Source organism: Butyrivibrio hungatei (genome assembly GCF_001858005.1).
GTDB classification, from domain to species: Bacteria; Bacillota; Clostridia; order Lachnospirales; family Lachnospiraceae; genus Butyrivibrio; species Butyrivibrio hungatei.
Genome location: NZ_CP017831.1, coordinates 1,699,076 through 1,715,075 on the forward strand (window position 1 = coordinate 1,699,076; position 16,000 = coordinate 1,715,075).

Consider the following 16,000-nt stretch of genomic DNA (forward strand, 5'->3'; position numbering starts at 1 on the left):
TCGATCATGCATGAAAATCTTCATATGGTATGTCTATATAAAAGCATCCCGCTGCATAATATGCAATTTCATACTGGTAATAAACTAATGTAACGTGATCTTCATAAAAATCTAGATGTGTTGTATCAAATCCAGCCTGCTCATAGGCATTATGATATATGGCTTCATCATCTCCTATATCATCATGATTGTTTCTCTCTTCACCTTCAGGAGAGTTAAAGTATTCAACAGTCTTTTCAGCCATTAGCTTTTTAAACTCTTCCTCTGTTCCGTCAAAGAAATCGCTTATGCCCATCTTTTTACCTGTATCAAGGTCATAGACAAGCATGTAACCTGCGCCGTAACCGTGAGCTGCGCCAACGCCCATTGAATAGTAGCTTAAATCTACAGTAAGATAATGATCTTTGATGATATCAACATTCCATACAATTTTTTCATAGGTATCTGTAAGAGTATCCGTGTACTGATCATGATAAGAACAATCATCATCAGAATAGCCAAAAGCATTACTTTCATCCTCTATAGAATTTTCTTTTATGCTCTTATTGATCTCGTCAGCATGATCTGAATATTCGTCAGATAAAACAAAATACTCCTGATATGCCCTAATTAGTGGCTTGCCACATTTATCACATAGGGTCTTAGAATAATCATATTCTACAGTTCCATATTTAAGAGCATTATATTCGTTATAAACGCAATCCGTTGGAAGTATATCACCTGAGCTAGCATCGATAATAAGCCATTTTCCCTGACTTCCATCTACATCAGTAAAATATATCTTTCCATTATTTATATAATAACCATCATGATAGTTAGAATTATAGCCGCTTCCTGGAGTTCTTTTCTTTTTATAGAGTAGCTTTTCTTCACCATTTTTTACATCATAGGCATAGTAATAGGTCTCATCCATCATATATGTGTCAGTGTATACTTCATCAATATAATAGATGTAATTATTATCAAAGCCTTTGCAATATACATAAGAATCAGAACAGAACTCTTTAGCTTCTCCAGTTTTGGGATCAACAAGCTCAGCCTTTATAAAGTTATGGTCCTCATCATAGGAATAAATGATAAAGCCATCCTTATCATATCCAAATAATGAATCACTATGCTGGTATTCATAAGGAACCTTTGTTACTTCGCCATCTTTAGAAATAGCAAAAAGCACTTCGTCCTTATATTCATCATTAAATGCTGGAACAAAGCCAATTTCATCAAATACTCTTGTGTAAGAGCCTTTTTCAAAAATAAGACTGATCTGGATAGCATAGTCTTTTGCACCTTCAAAAAAGTCCTTAAGGTCTACCTCACTTTCAGAATACTCAAGACTATCAGTAAACTCAAACTTCTTCTCAAAGTCTCTTCCCGTGATATAAATACTGCCCTTATAATAATCGATATTGTAATAATAGCTTCCTTCAATCTCGCAAAAAAGAACCGAGTCTTTGGTTTTAGTATTTACTGCATAAAAATCATTTTTCTTCCAATCAGTTGTAGAATTGAAAACACTGCAAAAAACAATATCACCGTAAGAGTACTCAATATCAATACTATGTTTATCTTCTCCAACTTCAAACTTATTAGAAAGAATGTTATAAACTTCTGCTCTATCTATAGTCTTAACGCATTTGCCAGCCTCATCAACTATATAACTATAATCGCCATCCTCTGAACCAAGGAAAAAATAAGGATAATCAAAATCGGCTAAAGAGTCATCTAATTCATCCTCTTGCGCATTCTGATCTTTAGAATCCTCGTTTGTAGCTACATCAGAAGAAGCTGTGCTACTTGATTTAAAAGATGCCTTTTCACCGCAACCAGATAAAGCAATATTCATACACATAATAGCTGAAATAGCTAATATAAATTTTTTATTTCTCATTGGTATTCCCCTTTTGTAAAAAAATGTCTCCGTGAAGAATACACATCAAAGTCCTCATATGTTGCCACTTAGATCATCTTAGCTGCCACAAATTCAGCAACTTTCATGCCATCCATGGCTGCAGACATGATTCCGCCTGCATATCCAGCGCCTTCCCCACATGGAAAAAGACCTTTCACATTTATAGACTCTCCACTTTCATCCCTGTTGATCCTTACTGGAGATGAGGTTCTAGACTCTACTCCAGATACAAGTGCGCCATCACTGTTATAGCCCTTTATCATCCTTCCAAACTTTTCCATGCCTTCAACAAAGGCTTCATTTAGATCCTTTGGGAGGATCTCATGAACATTTGCAAAAGTATACTGTCCCCTCATATTAGGAGTATTAGTTCTATCCTCTACCAGGCCATCACTTGTCTTTGATTCAAGATCTGGTCTTATAGCCTTTCTAAAATCTCCATAATATTCAACAGGAATCTTTCCTCCACCTATTTCATAAGCCTTTTCTTCAAGCTTTCTCTGAAACTCTACGCCTGATAATACATCTTCACTTCCAAAATCCTTAGGATCAACTGTAATGATGATAGCAGAGTTTGCATTCTTACCATCACGCTTTGAATAACTCATTCCATTGACAGCAAGTCTGCCTTTTTCTGAAGATGCATTGACAACGAAGCCGCCAGGGCACATACAGAATGAATAAACGCCCCTTCCCTCGTCAGTTGTAGCTGTAAGCTTGTAAGGGGCAGCAGGCAGTGCCTTTGGACTTTCTACTCCATACTGAGACAGATTTATAAGAGTCTGTGGATGTTCTACTCTAAAGCCAACAGCAAAAGGCTTTGGCTTCATATCAACCTTCTTGTCACTTAGCATATAAAATGTATCTCTCGCACTATGACCAATAGCAAGAACAACTTCACTACATTCAATATTCTCAGTATTCCCTGTATTTTGATCTACCACCTTAACTGAAGTAATTTGACTATTTCCATCAATGTTTATCTCAGAAACAAGGCTTTCAAATCTAACCTCTCCGCCCCATTCAATAATCCTGTTTCTCATATTCTTAACTACATTTCTAAGAATATCTGTACCAATATGAGGCTTGGCATCATATAAGATATCTTCAGGAGCACCATTTTCTACAAAGATCTTAAGGGCAGCTCTCCCCCTTCCGTCCTTGTCCTTAACCATAGTATTAAGCTTACCATCAGAAAATGTGCCAGCTCCACCCTCTCCAAACTGCACATTTGTCCTCTCATCAAGCTCTCCAGTCTCCCAGAAATGCTCAACTATCTCAGTCCTCTTATCTACATCCGCTCCTCTTTCTAAAATAAGCGGCTTAAATCCATTCCTTGCAAGCTCGTATCCGCAAAAAAGTCCAGCAGGGCCAGAACCAATAATAACTGGCCTCTTAGTTCCTGCAACATTCACGCACTTATAAGGAAACTCATAAACTACCTGCTCTACAAAGCTAACATTCTTATCCTTACACTTCTTTAGAACCTTCCCCTCATCAAGTCCCTTTAACTTCACATCAACCATATACACTTCATAGATCTCAGGCTTCTTCCTGGCATCAATAGACCTTCTAATGATCTCCAAATTCTCAATCTGCCCTCTATCAACCCTAAGAGCCTTACAAACATGTTTTTCAAGCTTCCCCTTAACTTCCTCCTTAGAAAAAGCTCTCTCCAAATCTATCTTAATTTTTATCTGATTTACTCTTATCATCTAACTTTCCTCATATAGTTCTTAAACTAAAACCATCTTACAATTATGAACTTATCAAATTGTTTTATTTATACAGTATTGGTCTACTTCATTTATTATTTTACGTCCATTGTTATTTCTTGCATTAGATTATTGAATTCCCATACGTAATGAAGGAGATGCAGGGAGTTATATGAGCATCTTTATGGTCTTTAAAATCGTCAGTACTTAGGCATTGTTTTTTAATGCCTTAGTACTGCTACGATTTTAACGAAGCGAGAGCGTCCATAAAATGCTCATATAACCCCTGCATCTCCCCAAAACCTACCGGGAATCCAACAACCTACCGGCATCACAAAGACGCCACGGTACCAGCGATACTTCCGGATGTCCAAGCCCACTGCAAGTTATAACCACCGCAGCGACCGTCCACGTCGAGAAGTTCTCCTACTACGAAAAGCCCGTCGTGGTCTTTCACCGTCATGTCATCCCTGATATTTCCTAGGCTCACTCCCCCCGCCGTTACCTGCGATGCCTGATATCCATAGCTATCTGAAAGCTTAAGCTTAAAATTCCTGTAACTATCAAAGATACTCATTACCATGCTCTCTGAAATATTCTTCATCTTCATTGAGCGTCCCATCTTCATCTTTCTGATAATAAGATCATTTATGTAACTGTTATGAAACCCATTTAAGAACTCTTCTAATGTCCTGTCGTCCCTTAGCTGTAGCATCTCTTTGCAAAGAGACAGATAATCATCCTCGTCGTAATCTGCAAAGAAATTAATTGAAACAGTTATAGGTTTCTTTTCCTCAACAAACTTTATGATCTTGCTACTAGCCTGCATTACAGGGATTCCAGATATTCCATCCTTAGTTAGCTGCAATTCTCCATATTCTTTTGCAAGCTCTTCATTACCAAGATAAAAGCTAACTTCGGCTGTTGACCTAACTCCTGCCTCAGGAAGTATCTCACCCTCCTCGCATTTAAATCCCACAAGTGCTGGATGAGTGTCCTTAATGGTCATGCCAAGCTTCTGGCAAATATAATAGCCATCTCCTGTGGACATAGTACTCTTGGCACCAGATAAAGAGCCAATTGCCACAATAACCCTATCTGCAAAGTAGTAGTTTTTGGAAGTCACTACTTTGTAGATATGCTCTTCCTTATTTTCCTCTATAGACTTGACCTGCTCACCAAATATGATATTTACGCCAAGTCTCTTTAATTCATTTTCAAAAGCTGAAACGACAGTGCTAGCCTGTCCAGAAATCGGATATAAATATCCATCTTCACTTTTAATTATAATACCTAAGGATTTAAAGAAATTTATGACATCTAATACGCCATAAACAGATAACCACTGCTTCATTCTATTTTCAGCAGCGGGATTATACATCTTTTCACTCATATCAAGATTTGACAGATTACATCTGCCATTTCCTGTCATAGAGAGCTTTTTACCAAGCTGAGTATTCTTTTCGATGATGGTTACATCTGCACCATTTCTTGCAGCATAGATAGCTGCGCACATACCAGATGCACCACCACCTACAACAATAATCTTTCTACCCAATTTTATTCCTCATAATAATCTCTTGAATTTCTAGGAACAAATCCATTATAAACAAATCCAAAAGGAATTTTCTTTAGTGAATTCCTATTGAACTCACCTAAAAATACCATAGCAAACAGGTATCCAAAGTAAAATACAACAAAACAAATGACAAAAGTCAAAATATCACCTACAAGATTTATGAACAACTTATTTATCAAAAAGATCACAAAGCCTGCTACAGCTGCGGCAAATAAAGGCTTACCAAAATTCTTGGCAAAGTCAAAATTGTATTTAAGCATCTTCTTAAGCATAAAGAACGAGCTCAAACAATAAAATATTACAGACACAAGAGTTGCAAGCATCATTCCATATACGCCAAGCTTAAGAAGAACTGTAAAGGCGATAAGTAAAGCCACATGAACAGCCCATGAAAGAGCCAGACATACTGTTGTAAGAATGGTCTTACCCATATGATTTAAAAGCCATGATAAAAACATAGCTACAGCTCCAAACACGATCAGCGGACTTCCAATCCTGATGAGCATGCTGGACATCTCTACGTCTTTACCAAATAAGGCAATCTCTAAAGTCTGAGCCATTACAAAAACAAATATCATAACAGGAATAACAAGCTTAAGGCTTACAGAAGCCAGATCATCAAGTCTGTCTCTGGCGCCTTCTATCTCGTCTCTTTCTATTCTAGCCATAACTCTGTTCCATGGTCTTATAAATGGAACACAGCAAAGTAAAATGCAGGTAACGATGACAGGAATTGCTCTTCCTGCATATATTCCCATCAGAGTCTGAAAATCAAGCTCTGCTTCTGCCTTTTTATGTGTGATCACAAAGAAAATCTGATCCACAAGAACTAAAAGCGCAGGACTTACATATAAAAGAACTATGGATCTTATGCTTGTAAGTACATCATTCTTATTATCAAGATATCTTGGAGCGCCTTCCTTTACGATCTCTTCTATCTCTGCTTTTCTTATAGTGAAACTGATAAGGATCTGTAATAAGCCTCCTAGTGAACCAATTAAAATTCCTAAAAGCATTCCAGCTGATCCGTATACAGCACTAAGTTCTGATATATGGAAAAGATCATTTACCTTAAGTCCATACCTATACATGATAAGTGATAAAAATATTCCTGAAACAAAAGAGATAACGGCTATTATAAGGTCTGAAATCACGATAGGTTTAGTATATCCAATTCCCTGAAGGTAACCTCTCAAAACTCCTTGTATACATAGCACAATGGAAGTAATTCCAACCATGATGCAGGCAAAGTTTCCTCTGCTGGAGCCAAACAGCTTCTCAGACAAGAAAAAGCTTCCGATAAGAAGCATTGCCATTACTACGATGCCAGAAATAATAAATATCCTAAAGGATCTCTTCATATTGGCCTCTGCATTTAAAAACTGAGACCTTCTTGCTCTTACACGAACCATGACCCACACAGACTTTTGTACTGCCAAAACAAATATCAGGTACAAAATATAAAAAACAGATAACGGACCAGCCAAAAAGCCTGCTCCCTTATCCCCATATATTCTAAGTCCACATATTGTATAGACCATCATTATGATAATAGCCCAATATACAGCAGCTGTTAGTATATCAGGTCTGATTCTCTTTTCCTCAAAATACTGCTTCATACCGCTCTCCCAAAGCTTAGCCTCTAGTAATACCCAGTTTGTCTAAAACATCTTTCTGCTTCTTCTCCATTACAGCAGCTTCGTCTTCCTCCATGTGATCGTAGCCACAAAGATGTAGCATACTATGAGCGACTAAAAAAGCAAATTCCCTCATCTCACTATGTCCATACTCAACAGCCTGTGAGCGAACTCTGGCTTCATTTATAACAATATCTCCAAATATAATGTTTCCAGTATCAGGATTAAGCAGGTCAACATTCTGTTCCCCATCCATTACAGAAAAGTCCCCTGGCTCATCGTAGCTAACATTAGGAAAAGAAAGGACATCAGTAGGTCTGTCTATACCACGAAAATCTCTGTTCATTTCGTGAATGCCCTCATCATCTGTAATGATAAGGCTTATCTCAACTTCATGCGTGCAGCCTTCAGAATCAAGTACTGCCTGTGATACCTTTTTGGCAATTTCCTCTATATCAAAGTCAAAGGAAGCAGATACCTCATTATCTACGTAAAAAACCATAGTATAGCTTCTCCTTTTTAAGTAATTTTCTCATCTGTTCAAGTTCTCTGAAGGTGATGGCATAATCCATAAGCTCACCATCCTGGATCTTTTTATCTATAATCTTATCAATTAGCTTATCATAGTCAATATCAGCATCAGAGTTCTTGTTTAAAAGATACATGATAGATGCGATAACTGTCTCAGAAAGCTGAACAGTAAGTGCTTCTTTTGATTTAACCTTACCCTTTTGAGGCTCCATATATTCTTTAAGGAACTCAATCGCCTCTATCGGGAAGTTGTTCTCAGTATAGTAATGTTCTACATCACTCCACTTCAGGCTTCCATCAAGAACACCTATCCTGTGGTAATAAGAGCAAGCCTTGACTGCTCTTGCATTAAAACCAAGACCAAGAGCAAGTCTCTCAGCCAGATATGCTGTATGAATAGCTCTAAAATACTCGTCCTTATTCTTCTCTTTTAACTGCACCAAAAGAGAAAATTCAGCATCATTGATCTCCATATACATATCATTAGACCTTCTGATGACATATACACCAAACATATTAAGGAAGATCAAAAGAATGATCAGATTAAGCATAAGGTTAAGGATAGGCAGGATCAAAATGTTGATAGACAGTGTCCTGTTAAGAAAAAGAACATTGAAAGCTATCAGAAGAACTGCCTGAGTTACAAGAGAAATAAACACTGGAAATCCAATGGAAGTATTCTCTTTAAGATCTCTAAACATTGCTACTGCAACGCATCCAGCAAGAACATACATAAATAGCTCGCCAAAATTACCGTTTTCTTCAAGCATAACAGATATAGTGGCAAAGCCTACGCCTGATACGATAGCAATCTCACTATTAGAGAAAAGAGCCATCATTACAAATAACGACATGTATGGCCAGAACTCATTAGGAATAAGTGCAAATATGCAAGAAAGGATAAGAACGACAACATATATGATCATGAATCTGCTTTTTTTGTCGTAATTATCGTAAGAAAGACCACTCCTACCTCTGGTAAAGGCATCAAGCAGCATAAAGATAATTGTTCCGGAAATAATAAGGGAAACGATCACATTTCTAAGTATAGCTTCATAGCTCTTTCCCATGAAAAAAGAAAAAGCAAAAACAATTACGCCAGTCAAACAAAAAAGCGCGCCATATATGAATTTGATCATAACAGAAGACTTTTCTGTTTCCATCCTCATCTTCTCTCCAATTTCTTTATAGATTTATTTCTCTGCTTGTTAGCAGCCTTCTTTTCGTAGTCCTCATAAGCCTTAACTATCTTCTGAACAAGAGGATGTCTAACTACATCGCTGCTTGTAAGAGTGCAAAATTCAATATCATCAATTCCCTTTAATACGCCCTGAGCTATATCAAGACCTGACTTAACATCAGGTGCAAGGTCCTTCTGAGAAGCGTCACCTGTGATGATAACCTTAGAGCCAAAGCCAATTCTGGTAAGGAACATCTTCATCTGAGCAGGTGTTGTATTCTGCGCTTCATCAAGGATGATGAAAGCATTATCCAGGGTTCTACCACGCATATATGCAAGTGGTGCAACCTCTATAAGTCCTTTTTCCATATTTTTGATGAAGTTCTCTGTGCCCATGATCTGATAAAGAGCATCATATAATGGTCTAAGATATGGATCTACCTTACTCTGAAGATCTCCAGGCAGAAAGCCAAGCTTTTCACCAGCTTCTATAGCAGGTCTTGTAAGGATGATCCTGCTAACCTCTTCTCTTTGGAAGGCTGTGATAGCCATTGCCATTGCAAGGTATGTTTTACCAGTACCTGCTGGTCCAAGACCGAATACTATCATCTTGTTTCTGATAGCATCTATATACTTCTTTTGTCCGAGAGTCTTTGGCTTTATAGGCTTGCCTGAAATTGTATGACAGATAACATCTCTATCAATATCTACCAAGACGTTATCATTTTGAACACTATCCTTTTTGTCATCTCCCTTTAATGAGATGGCATAATCAACGCTCTGCTCTTCGATATTAGAACCTCTTCTTGATAATTGAACAAGCTCTCTTAAAATGCCTGAAGCCTTGGTAGCTCCGGCTTTGTCCCCAATAATATGAAGCTCACCGTTTCTATCTATGATCTCAACGTGAAAGCTGTCTTCGATCTTTCTGATATAACTGTCGTTGCCACCAAAAATATTGCGCTGATCTTCTGCTGATAAAGTAAGTTTTAATTCTGTAATCTCGCTCATATAAAACCCTTACTTATGGTAAGGCTCCCCACTTAATATTTTATATCCTCTATAAATCTGCTCAAGGAGAATAACTCTCATCATCTGATGCGGAAAAGTCATATCCGAAAAGCTAAGTTCTGAATCCGCCACATCCATAACGCTTTGATGAAGTCCAAGAGAACCTCCAATAATAAACTGGATATGATTTATCCCGCTGATTCCCTGTTTAGAAATAAATTCAGAAAAGCCTTCTGATGTATATCTTTTACCTTTGATAGCAAGTACGCATTTACATGCTCCTGGATCTATATGCTTTAAGATCCTGTCTGCTTCTTTTTTCTTTATCTGCTCGCAAACAGCTTCTGGAGCATTATCAGGAGTCTTTTCATCTGCAACCTCGATTATATTGAGCTTACAGTATCTTGATAATCTCTTAGAATACTCCGCTATTGCATCGTTCCAATATTTCTCTTTAATTTTTCCAACACAGATTATTGAAATAGTACTCATATTACTTTGCTACTGATCCGCCGGTTATCATGCCATCGATGCCATTATTCTGACTACCTTCAGATGTCATGTAATAGTAAGATTTATTATCTTCTCTCTCATACAACACCGGAATCTTTCCATTTTTATCCTTTGTAGTATTTATGATCTGCTCCCAATTACCATCAATGCACTTTCCATACCATTCCGTTGAATGATCATCCTTATCAACTGAAATGATATACATGTCTCCATTGTACTTGCCATCTTTAAAGGTTCCAATAGCGTTCTGAAGGTAAAAATCCTGCTTGTTCATATACTCAGCATTATAGTCGTAATGCTCCTGTCCTTCGCCGTTTGGAAGATCAGCTGACCATGAACCTGTATAAAGATGCTCTGTTACAACATATCTGCTATAAGATGGATAAAAAGCAACCCAGGTTCCATTTCCGCTTCTAACACCTTCAGCCCATTCGCCATAATAATACTGGTCATTAGCATATACAGCTATACCTTTACCATTTGGCTTACCTTCAGCATTTGTTTCACCGTAATAGTAAAAGAAATCTGTTCCTCCAAGCTGATATGACATAACTTCAAAGCGTTCGAGATGTGCAAGATCTCTAACTGCTTCCATATTGCCATCTTCCCAGTATGTCATCATCTCTTTGAGCTGAGCATTCTTGTCAAAAGTAAGACCATTGTATACATCTCTTAGGACTGCAGCTTTGGTCTCATAAAAGCTGTTACCAGAAACACTACCTGCTACAGAATCCACATACTCTGAATATGACATCACTTCTGATGAACCAGAAGTAGAAGCACTATCTGCGCCATCTTCACTAGATGCTAAAACAGCACTGTCATCAACCTTTCCTGCGCCCTCTTCTGAAAAGCTTGCATAATCTGTAATATTCTCAGAAAGCTTCGTATCATCATCTACTGCATCCTTTTTGGTCGTAACTGCCAAAAAGATCACTAAGATCAATAGAATTACTGAAACAATTCCTGCTGTAATCGCTACTTTAATTTTTTCGTTGTTGTTCATTTAAGTTTCTCCAATTAAAATCTTTATAATTATAACATAGTTAAAGCTCCTGTTCTTATAATACTTCCTAAATCTTAAGATTTACCTACGAAAAATCTTAAGATTTTTTGTAGAAAAAAAAGTCTGGTCTCATGGACCAGACTTTTAAATATATCAAGATCATTTATTTGAAAGATACTCATCAATACCCTTCGCAGCAGCTTTACCAGCTCCCATAGCAAGAATAACTGTAGCTGCTCCTGTAACAGCATCTCCACCAGCAAATACACCTGGCTTAGATGTCTGACCTGTAGCCTCTTCTGCAACGATACATTTTCTGCGGTTGATCTCAAGCCCCTTTGTTGTTGAAGAAATAAGAGGGTTAGGTGATGTACCAAGTGACATGATAACTGCATCACACTCGATCTCAAACTCAGAACCAGGAACCTCAACAGGACTTCTTCTTCCTGACTCATCAGGCTCACCAAGCTCCATTCTGATGCAAGTGATACCTGTTACCCAGCCGTTCTCATCAGCATGGATCTCAACAGGGTTTGTAAGAAGATCAAAGATGATTCCCTCTTCCTTTGCATGTCCAACTTCTTCTTTACGTGCAGGAAGCTCTTCCTCACCACGTCTATAAACAACATGAACTTCTGCTCCAAGTCTAAGAGCTGTTCTTGCTGCGTCCATAGCAACGTTACCGCCACCAACTACAACGCACTTCTTAGGCCTCATGATAGGTGTACGTGAATTCTCATCAAATGCCTTCATGAGGTTACTTCTTGTGAGGAACTCATTGGCTGAGAATACACCCATTGCCTGCTCACCAGGAATGTTCATGAATCTTGGAAGTCCCGCACCTGATCCAATAAATACAGCTTCAAAGCCTTCTTTTTCCATAAGATCATCGATAGTAACTGACTTACCTATAACAACGTCTGTCTCAAGCTTAACGCCAAGAGATTTAACGTTCTCGATTTCCTTCTTAACTACTGCTTCCTTAGGAAGACGGAACTCAGGAATACCATATACAAGTACTCCACCTGCCTCATGAAGAGCCTCAAAGATTGTTACATCATAGCCCATCTTAGCAAGGTCTCCAGCACATGTAAGACCAGAAGGACCTGAACCAATAACTGCAACCTTCTTTCCTTTCTTTTCCTTAGCTCCCTCAGGTAAAATACCCATCTCTCTTGCAGTATCAGCAACATATCTCTCAAGCTTACCAATTGAAACAGCGTCACCTTTGATTCCTCTTACGCACTTACCTTCGCACTGGCTTTCCTGAGGACAAACACGTCCGCATACAGCTGGAAGAGCGCTTGATTTACTGATTGTCTGATATGCACCCTCAACATCACCAGTCTTAACCTGCTGAATGAAAGCTGGGATATTGATTGATACAGGACATCCCTGTACACACTGTGGGTTCTTACAGTTAAGGCATCTTACAGCCTCTTTCTCTGCTTCTTCTTTGTTATATCCAAGGCATACTTCTTTGAAATTAGTAGCACGCACTTTAGCATCCTGCTCACGAACAGGAACTCTTACAAATCCATCCATCTGTTTTTCTCCTATCTGTTTCGCTTACATTAATCACAATTTCCGCATCCGCCGTGGTGAGTATCACCTTCCTGAGCCTTAAGAAGAAGTCTGCCCTCTTCTGTCTTATAAAGTTTCATACGGTTCATAGCCTGATCAAAATCAACCTTGTGTCCGTCAAACTCAGGTCCGTCAACGCAAGCGAATTTAACCTGTCCATCAACAGTTAAACGGCAAGCTCCGCACATTCCTGTTCCATCTACCATTATAGGGTTCATACTTACAACTGTAGGAATACCAAGTTCCTGTGTAAGTTTGCATACGAATTTCATCATGATCATTGGTCCAATAGCTACGCAGTGATCATATTTGTTGCCTTCATCCCAAAGATCCTGAAGAGCCTTTGTAACCATACCACTTCTGCCATATGATCCGTCATCAGTTGTAACATGCAAATTACATACCTTTTTGAATCTATCCTCTAAGATAACAAGATCCTTATTCTTGGCGCCTATGATAACATCACAATCTACACCATGTTCCTTAAGCCATTTAGCCTGAGGATATACTGGAGCAGTTCCAACACCACCGGCAATAAATACGATCTTCTTTTTCTTAAGATCTTCAATGCTTTCTTCACAAAGATCTGAAGGTTTACCAAGAGGTCCAACCACATCTGCAAGATGATCTCCAGCCTTTAATTTTGAAAGTAAATGAGTCTCTGCACCGATAGCCTGAACAACAATCTCAACAGTTCCCTTTTCTCTGTCATAATCACAGATAGTAAGAGGAATTCTCTCTCCCTCTTCATCAACACGTATAATAAGAAACTGTCCTGGTAAGCACGCCTCTGCCACACGTGGAGCTTCAACGATCATCTGATAAATGTTCGTAGTGAGCTCATTAGCCTCTAAAATCTTGAACATAGTCATCCTCCTACAAAAAATGTAATTACCTAGTACATGATAAATGATAAACCTAAAAATTTCAATTCATAATTTAAATTGGTAAAGCGCTAAATTGTTTTTATCTGTTAGAAATGGTTATGAGCGTATATTTGCCACTTGAGTCATAGCCAAGTCTATTGACCGTGCCATCATGAGTATTAACAGCATACATAAGACCTGTAGGTGTCGACTTTCCATCATTAGAAACATGATTTTCTATGATGACATAATATTCACCTGCACCCTGGATTTCTATCTCTGAGTTGTAAATATATTCATTATGTCCCTCTACACCTCTGACTTTACCTGAAGTATCCAGCAAAATATCAAGTCTTACAAGTGTACTTACAAGGCTATTTACAGCCTGCTCGGTAGAAACAAGTCTTGTAAATACCAGATGATAATCTCTTTCTACGATCTCACTTGAATTGCCATCCTGATCAAAAGTAGCAAACTTAAAATGAGAAGTTCCAACCGGCATAGTAATAGGTGAAATATATTGCTTGGACTCCATAGTAGGGTCGCTTCCATCTGTAGTATAGAAAATGGTGTACCCCTGCTCTGCCACTGCAACTATCATGGTGTTCTGATTATAATCACCACTTGGCTCCATGATCTCAGGCGCTACAGGAGCTCCCTTTTCAAGTACATAGTTGCACTCCGTAACAGGACTAAAGATTCCGTAGTCATTAACACATATTGCCTTAATATTGTATTCACCGTCAGTTTCTATGGCAATCTCACCTTCGTATAAAATACTATCGGTGTTTGGTTCATCGCCATTTACTGTGTAGTAAATTGGATTGTTCTGATTATCACTTGTAATTATCTTAATCTGAACAATTCCCTCATATGTGCCGCTTTCAGGTAACATGATAGGACTGCCCGGCACATATTTTGCTCTTAAAGCAGATACTATTTCGTTATCAGTATCTGATAAAACTTCAGTTATCTTGTTAAACTCACCTGTTTGCTTATAGATTGAAATAATGCCTTCATAAGCTGTTATCACTATATCATCAGCAAACCTGTCAGAGGTGGTGATCGTCTTCAAGGTTTCTACTGCTTCATCAGGCATCTCAGCTTCCATGTAATAATCAGATAATCTAAAAACCAGCTCTGAATTACCTGGATTTTCAGCCATACCACGCTTTAGATAAACTATTGCCTGATCCATATTACCTGCAGCCTTGGAATTCTCCGCAAGGCCCATGTAATAATTTGATGATCTGTCATTGTAGGACGCTAAAAAGCCAACGAAAAGCACAAGGCCAACAACTGAAGCAACACCAATAGCAGCAACTTTCCAATGAGCTTTTAGGATAATAAAGAAATTCTGGATCTTTTCTTTTCTCAAAAGTTTCTTCCTGGCATCCTTATTAAGCTCATCTGCCAGACCTGACAAACTGATATTTATTTCATTTTCAACTTCCGGCTCGAAATCTGGGACAATGTTTATCTCCGTTCCACAGTCGTCACAGTACATATGTCCTTCAGGTATTTCTTTGCCACAATTTGGACATTTCATAGGCCAAATCCTCTTAGGAATTCATATGCATGATGGCAGCTTCATAACAATTGTACATGAGCATAGCTATGGTCATAGGACCAACGCCGCCCGGAACAGGTGTTATGGCACTTGCAATCTCTGATACCTCATCAAATTTAACATCTCCGCAAAGCTTACCATCTTCGCTTCTATTGATGCCAACATCAATGACAACTGCTCCAGGTTTAACATGATCTTTTGTGATCATGCCAGCCTTGCCAACTGCTGCTATTATGATATCTGCTCTCTTACAAACCTCTTCAAGATTCTTGGTCCTTGAGTGAGCTATTGTCACTGTTGCATTTTCCCTAAGCATCAAAAGAGCCATTGGCTTACCAACAATATTGGATCTGCCGACAATTACGCACTCTTTTCCGGAAATATCAAAACCATCAACACCTCTTTTAAGAAGCTGTATGATTCCAGCTGGAGTACATGATACAAAGCCTTTGTCTCCTACACAAAGAGCACCAACGTTCATAGGATGGAAACCATCTACGTCCTTATCAGGACTTATTGCAAGAGTGACCTTCTTTTCATCAATGTGCTTTGGAAGTGGCATTTGAACAAGAATTCCATCAACATCCTTTCTGCCATTCAATTCATCAATAAGTTTAAGGAGCTCTTCCTCAGAAGTATCTTCTGGGAGCTCGTAGGACAAAGATCTGTAGCCAATATACTCACATGCTCTCTTTTTATTACGCACATATACCTGTGAGGCAGGATCAGCGCCCACAAGAATAACTGCAAGAGTTACTTCTATGCCTTTTTCTTTCAAAAGAGCTGTCTTTTCTTTAAGCTCATCCTTGATCTGTCCTGATATTATTTTTCCATCTATTATCTTAGTATTCATATAACCCTTTCATAATGAAGTTCTGCTCTCACTACGTTCGCCAGAA

At 38.4% G+C, this 16,000-nt stretch carries 13 protein-coding genes; all 13 read right to left on the reverse strand.

The features are described 5' to 3' along the window. Positions 1–4: 4 nt before the first annotated feature. The 13 genes from bhn_RS07975 to folD all read right to left on the reverse strand — a co-directional run bounded on the left by bhn_RS07975 (position 5) and on the right by folD (position 15,954). Complete coding sequence (locus bhn_RS07975) at positions 5–1,888, reverse strand: RsiV family protein (protein ID WP_071176196.1); 1,884 nt, start codon at positions 1,886–1,888, stop codon at positions 5–7. Positions 1,889–1,956: 68 nt separating this feature from the next. Beyond that, entirely contained in the window at positions 1,957–3,624 is a 1,668-nt protein-coding gene (locus bhn_RS07980; protein ID WP_071176197.1) for an NAD(P)/FAD-dependent oxidoreductase, read from the reverse strand. Positions 3,625–3,955: 331 nt separating this feature from the next. Beyond that, positions 3,956–5,182 carry an aminoacetone oxidase family FAD-binding enzyme gene (locus tag bhn_RS07985; protein ID WP_071176198.1) on the reverse strand — a complete coding sequence of 409 codons (1,227 nt, stop codon included), beginning with the start codon at positions 5,180–5,182 and terminating at the stop codon, positions 3,956–3,958. Between the two features lie 2 nt (positions 5,183–5,184). After that, positions 5,185–6,822 (reverse strand): MATE family efflux transporter, encoded by a 1,638-nt coding sequence (locus bhn_RS07990; RefSeq protein WP_071176199.1) that lies wholly within the window; start codon positions 6,820–6,822, stop codon positions 5,185–5,187. Between the two features lie 16 nt (positions 6,823–6,838). Continuing rightward, positions 6,839–7,342, reverse strand: a complete 504-nt coding sequence (gene ybeY / locus bhn_RS07995) for an rRNA maturation RNase YbeY (RefSeq protein ID WP_071176200.1) — start codon at positions 7,340–7,342, stop codon at positions 6,839–6,841. After that, on the reverse strand, positions 7,323–8,534 hold the full coding sequence (locus tag bhn_RS08000; protein WP_071176201.1) for a hypothetical protein: 1,212 nt from the start codon (positions 8,532–8,534) through the stop codon (positions 7,323–7,325). The genes ybeY and bhn_RS08000 overlap by 20 nt, the downstream gene beginning before the upstream one ends. Positions 8,535–8,536: 2 nt before the next feature. Continuing rightward, positions 8,537–9,562 (reverse strand): PhoH family protein, encoded by a 1,026-nt coding sequence (locus bhn_RS08005; RefSeq protein ID WP_071176202.1) that lies wholly within the window; start codon positions 9,560–9,562, stop codon positions 8,537–8,539. A 9-nt stretch (positions 9,563–9,571) separates the two neighbouring features. Then, entirely contained in the window at positions 9,572–10,054 is a 483-nt protein-coding gene (gene rlmH, locus bhn_RS08010) for a 23S rRNA (pseudouridine(1915)-N(3))-methyltransferase RlmH (protein WP_071176203.1), read from the reverse strand. A gap of 1 nt (position 10,055) precedes the next feature. Then, a complete protein-coding gene (locus bhn_RS08015) occupies positions 10,056–11,081 on the reverse strand; it encodes an MORN repeat-containing protein (RefSeq protein WP_071176204.1) in 1,026 nt (341 codons plus the stop codon). A 159-nt stretch (positions 11,082–11,240) separates the two neighbouring features. Then, positions 11,241–12,626: an NADPH-dependent glutamate synthase gene (gene gltA / locus bhn_RS08020; RefSeq protein WP_071176205.1), complete on the reverse strand. Its 1,386-nt coding sequence runs from the start codon at positions 12,624–12,626 to the stop codon at positions 11,241–11,243. Positions 12,627–12,655: 29 nt separating this feature from the next. Further along, positions 12,656–13,531 carry a sulfide/dihydroorotate dehydrogenase-like FAD/NAD-binding protein gene (locus tag bhn_RS08025; RefSeq protein ID WP_071176206.1) on the reverse strand — a complete coding sequence of 292 codons (876 nt, stop codon included), beginning with the start codon at positions 13,529–13,531 and terminating at the stop codon, positions 12,656–12,658. Between the two features lie 100 nt (positions 13,532–13,631). Next, complete coding sequence (locus bhn_RS08030; protein ID WP_071176207.1) at positions 13,632–15,080, reverse strand: chitobiase/beta-hexosaminidase C-terminal domain-containing protein; 1,449 nt, start codon at positions 15,078–15,080, stop codon at positions 13,632–13,634. Positions 15,081–15,093: 13 nt separating this feature from the next. After that, complete coding sequence (gene folD, locus bhn_RS08035; protein WP_071176208.1) at positions 15,094–15,954, reverse strand: bifunctional methylenetetrahydrofolate dehydrogenase/methenyltetrahydrofolate cyclohydrolase FolD; 861 nt, start codon at positions 15,952–15,954, stop codon at positions 15,094–15,096. Positions 15,955–16,000: the final 46 nt, after the last annotated feature.

Coding starts and splice junctions, on each gene's coding strand:
- bhn_RS07975 (WP_071176196.1), bottom strand. CDS start 1,888: ATGAGAAATAAAAAATTTATATTAGCTATTTCAGCTATTATGTGTATG.
- bhn_RS07980 (WP_071176197.1), bottom strand. CDS start 3,624: ATGATAAGAGTAAATCAGATAAAAATTAAGATAGATTTGGAGAGAGCT.
- bhn_RS07990 (WP_071176199.1), bottom strand. CDS start 6,822: ATGAAGCAGTATTTTGAGGAAAAGAGAATCAGACCTGATATACTAACA.
- ybeY (WP_071176200.1), bottom strand. CDS start 7,342: ATGGTTTTTTACGTAGATAATGAGGTATCTGCTTCCTTTGACTTTGAT.
- bhn_RS08000 (WP_071176201.1), bottom strand. CDS start 8,534: ATGGAAACAGAAAAGTCTTCTGTTATGATCAAATTCATATATGGCGCG.
- bhn_RS08005 (WP_071176202.1), bottom strand. CDS start 9,562: ATGAGCGAGATTACAGAATTAAAACTTACTTTATCAGCAGAAGATCAG.
- rlmH (WP_071176203.1), bottom strand. CDS start 10,054: ATGAGTACTATTTCAATAATCTGTGTTGGAAAAATTAAAGAGAAATAT.
- bhn_RS08015 (WP_071176204.1), bottom strand. CDS start 11,081: ATGAACAACAACGAAAAAATTAAAGTAGCGATTACAGCAGGAATTGTT.
- gltA (WP_071176205.1), bottom strand. CDS start 12,626: ATGGATGGATTTGTAAGAGTTCCTGTTCGTGAGCAGGATGCTAAAGTG.
- bhn_RS08025 (WP_071176206.1), bottom strand. CDS start 13,531: ATGTTCAAGATTTTAGAGGCTAATGAGCTCACTACGAACATTTATCAG.
- bhn_RS08030 (WP_071176207.1), bottom strand. CDS start 15,080: ATGAAATGTCCAAATTGTGGCAAAGAAATACCTGAAGGACATATGTAC.
- folD (WP_071176208.1), bottom strand. CDS start 15,954: ATGAATACTAAGATAATAGATGGAAAAATAATATCAGGACAGATCAAG.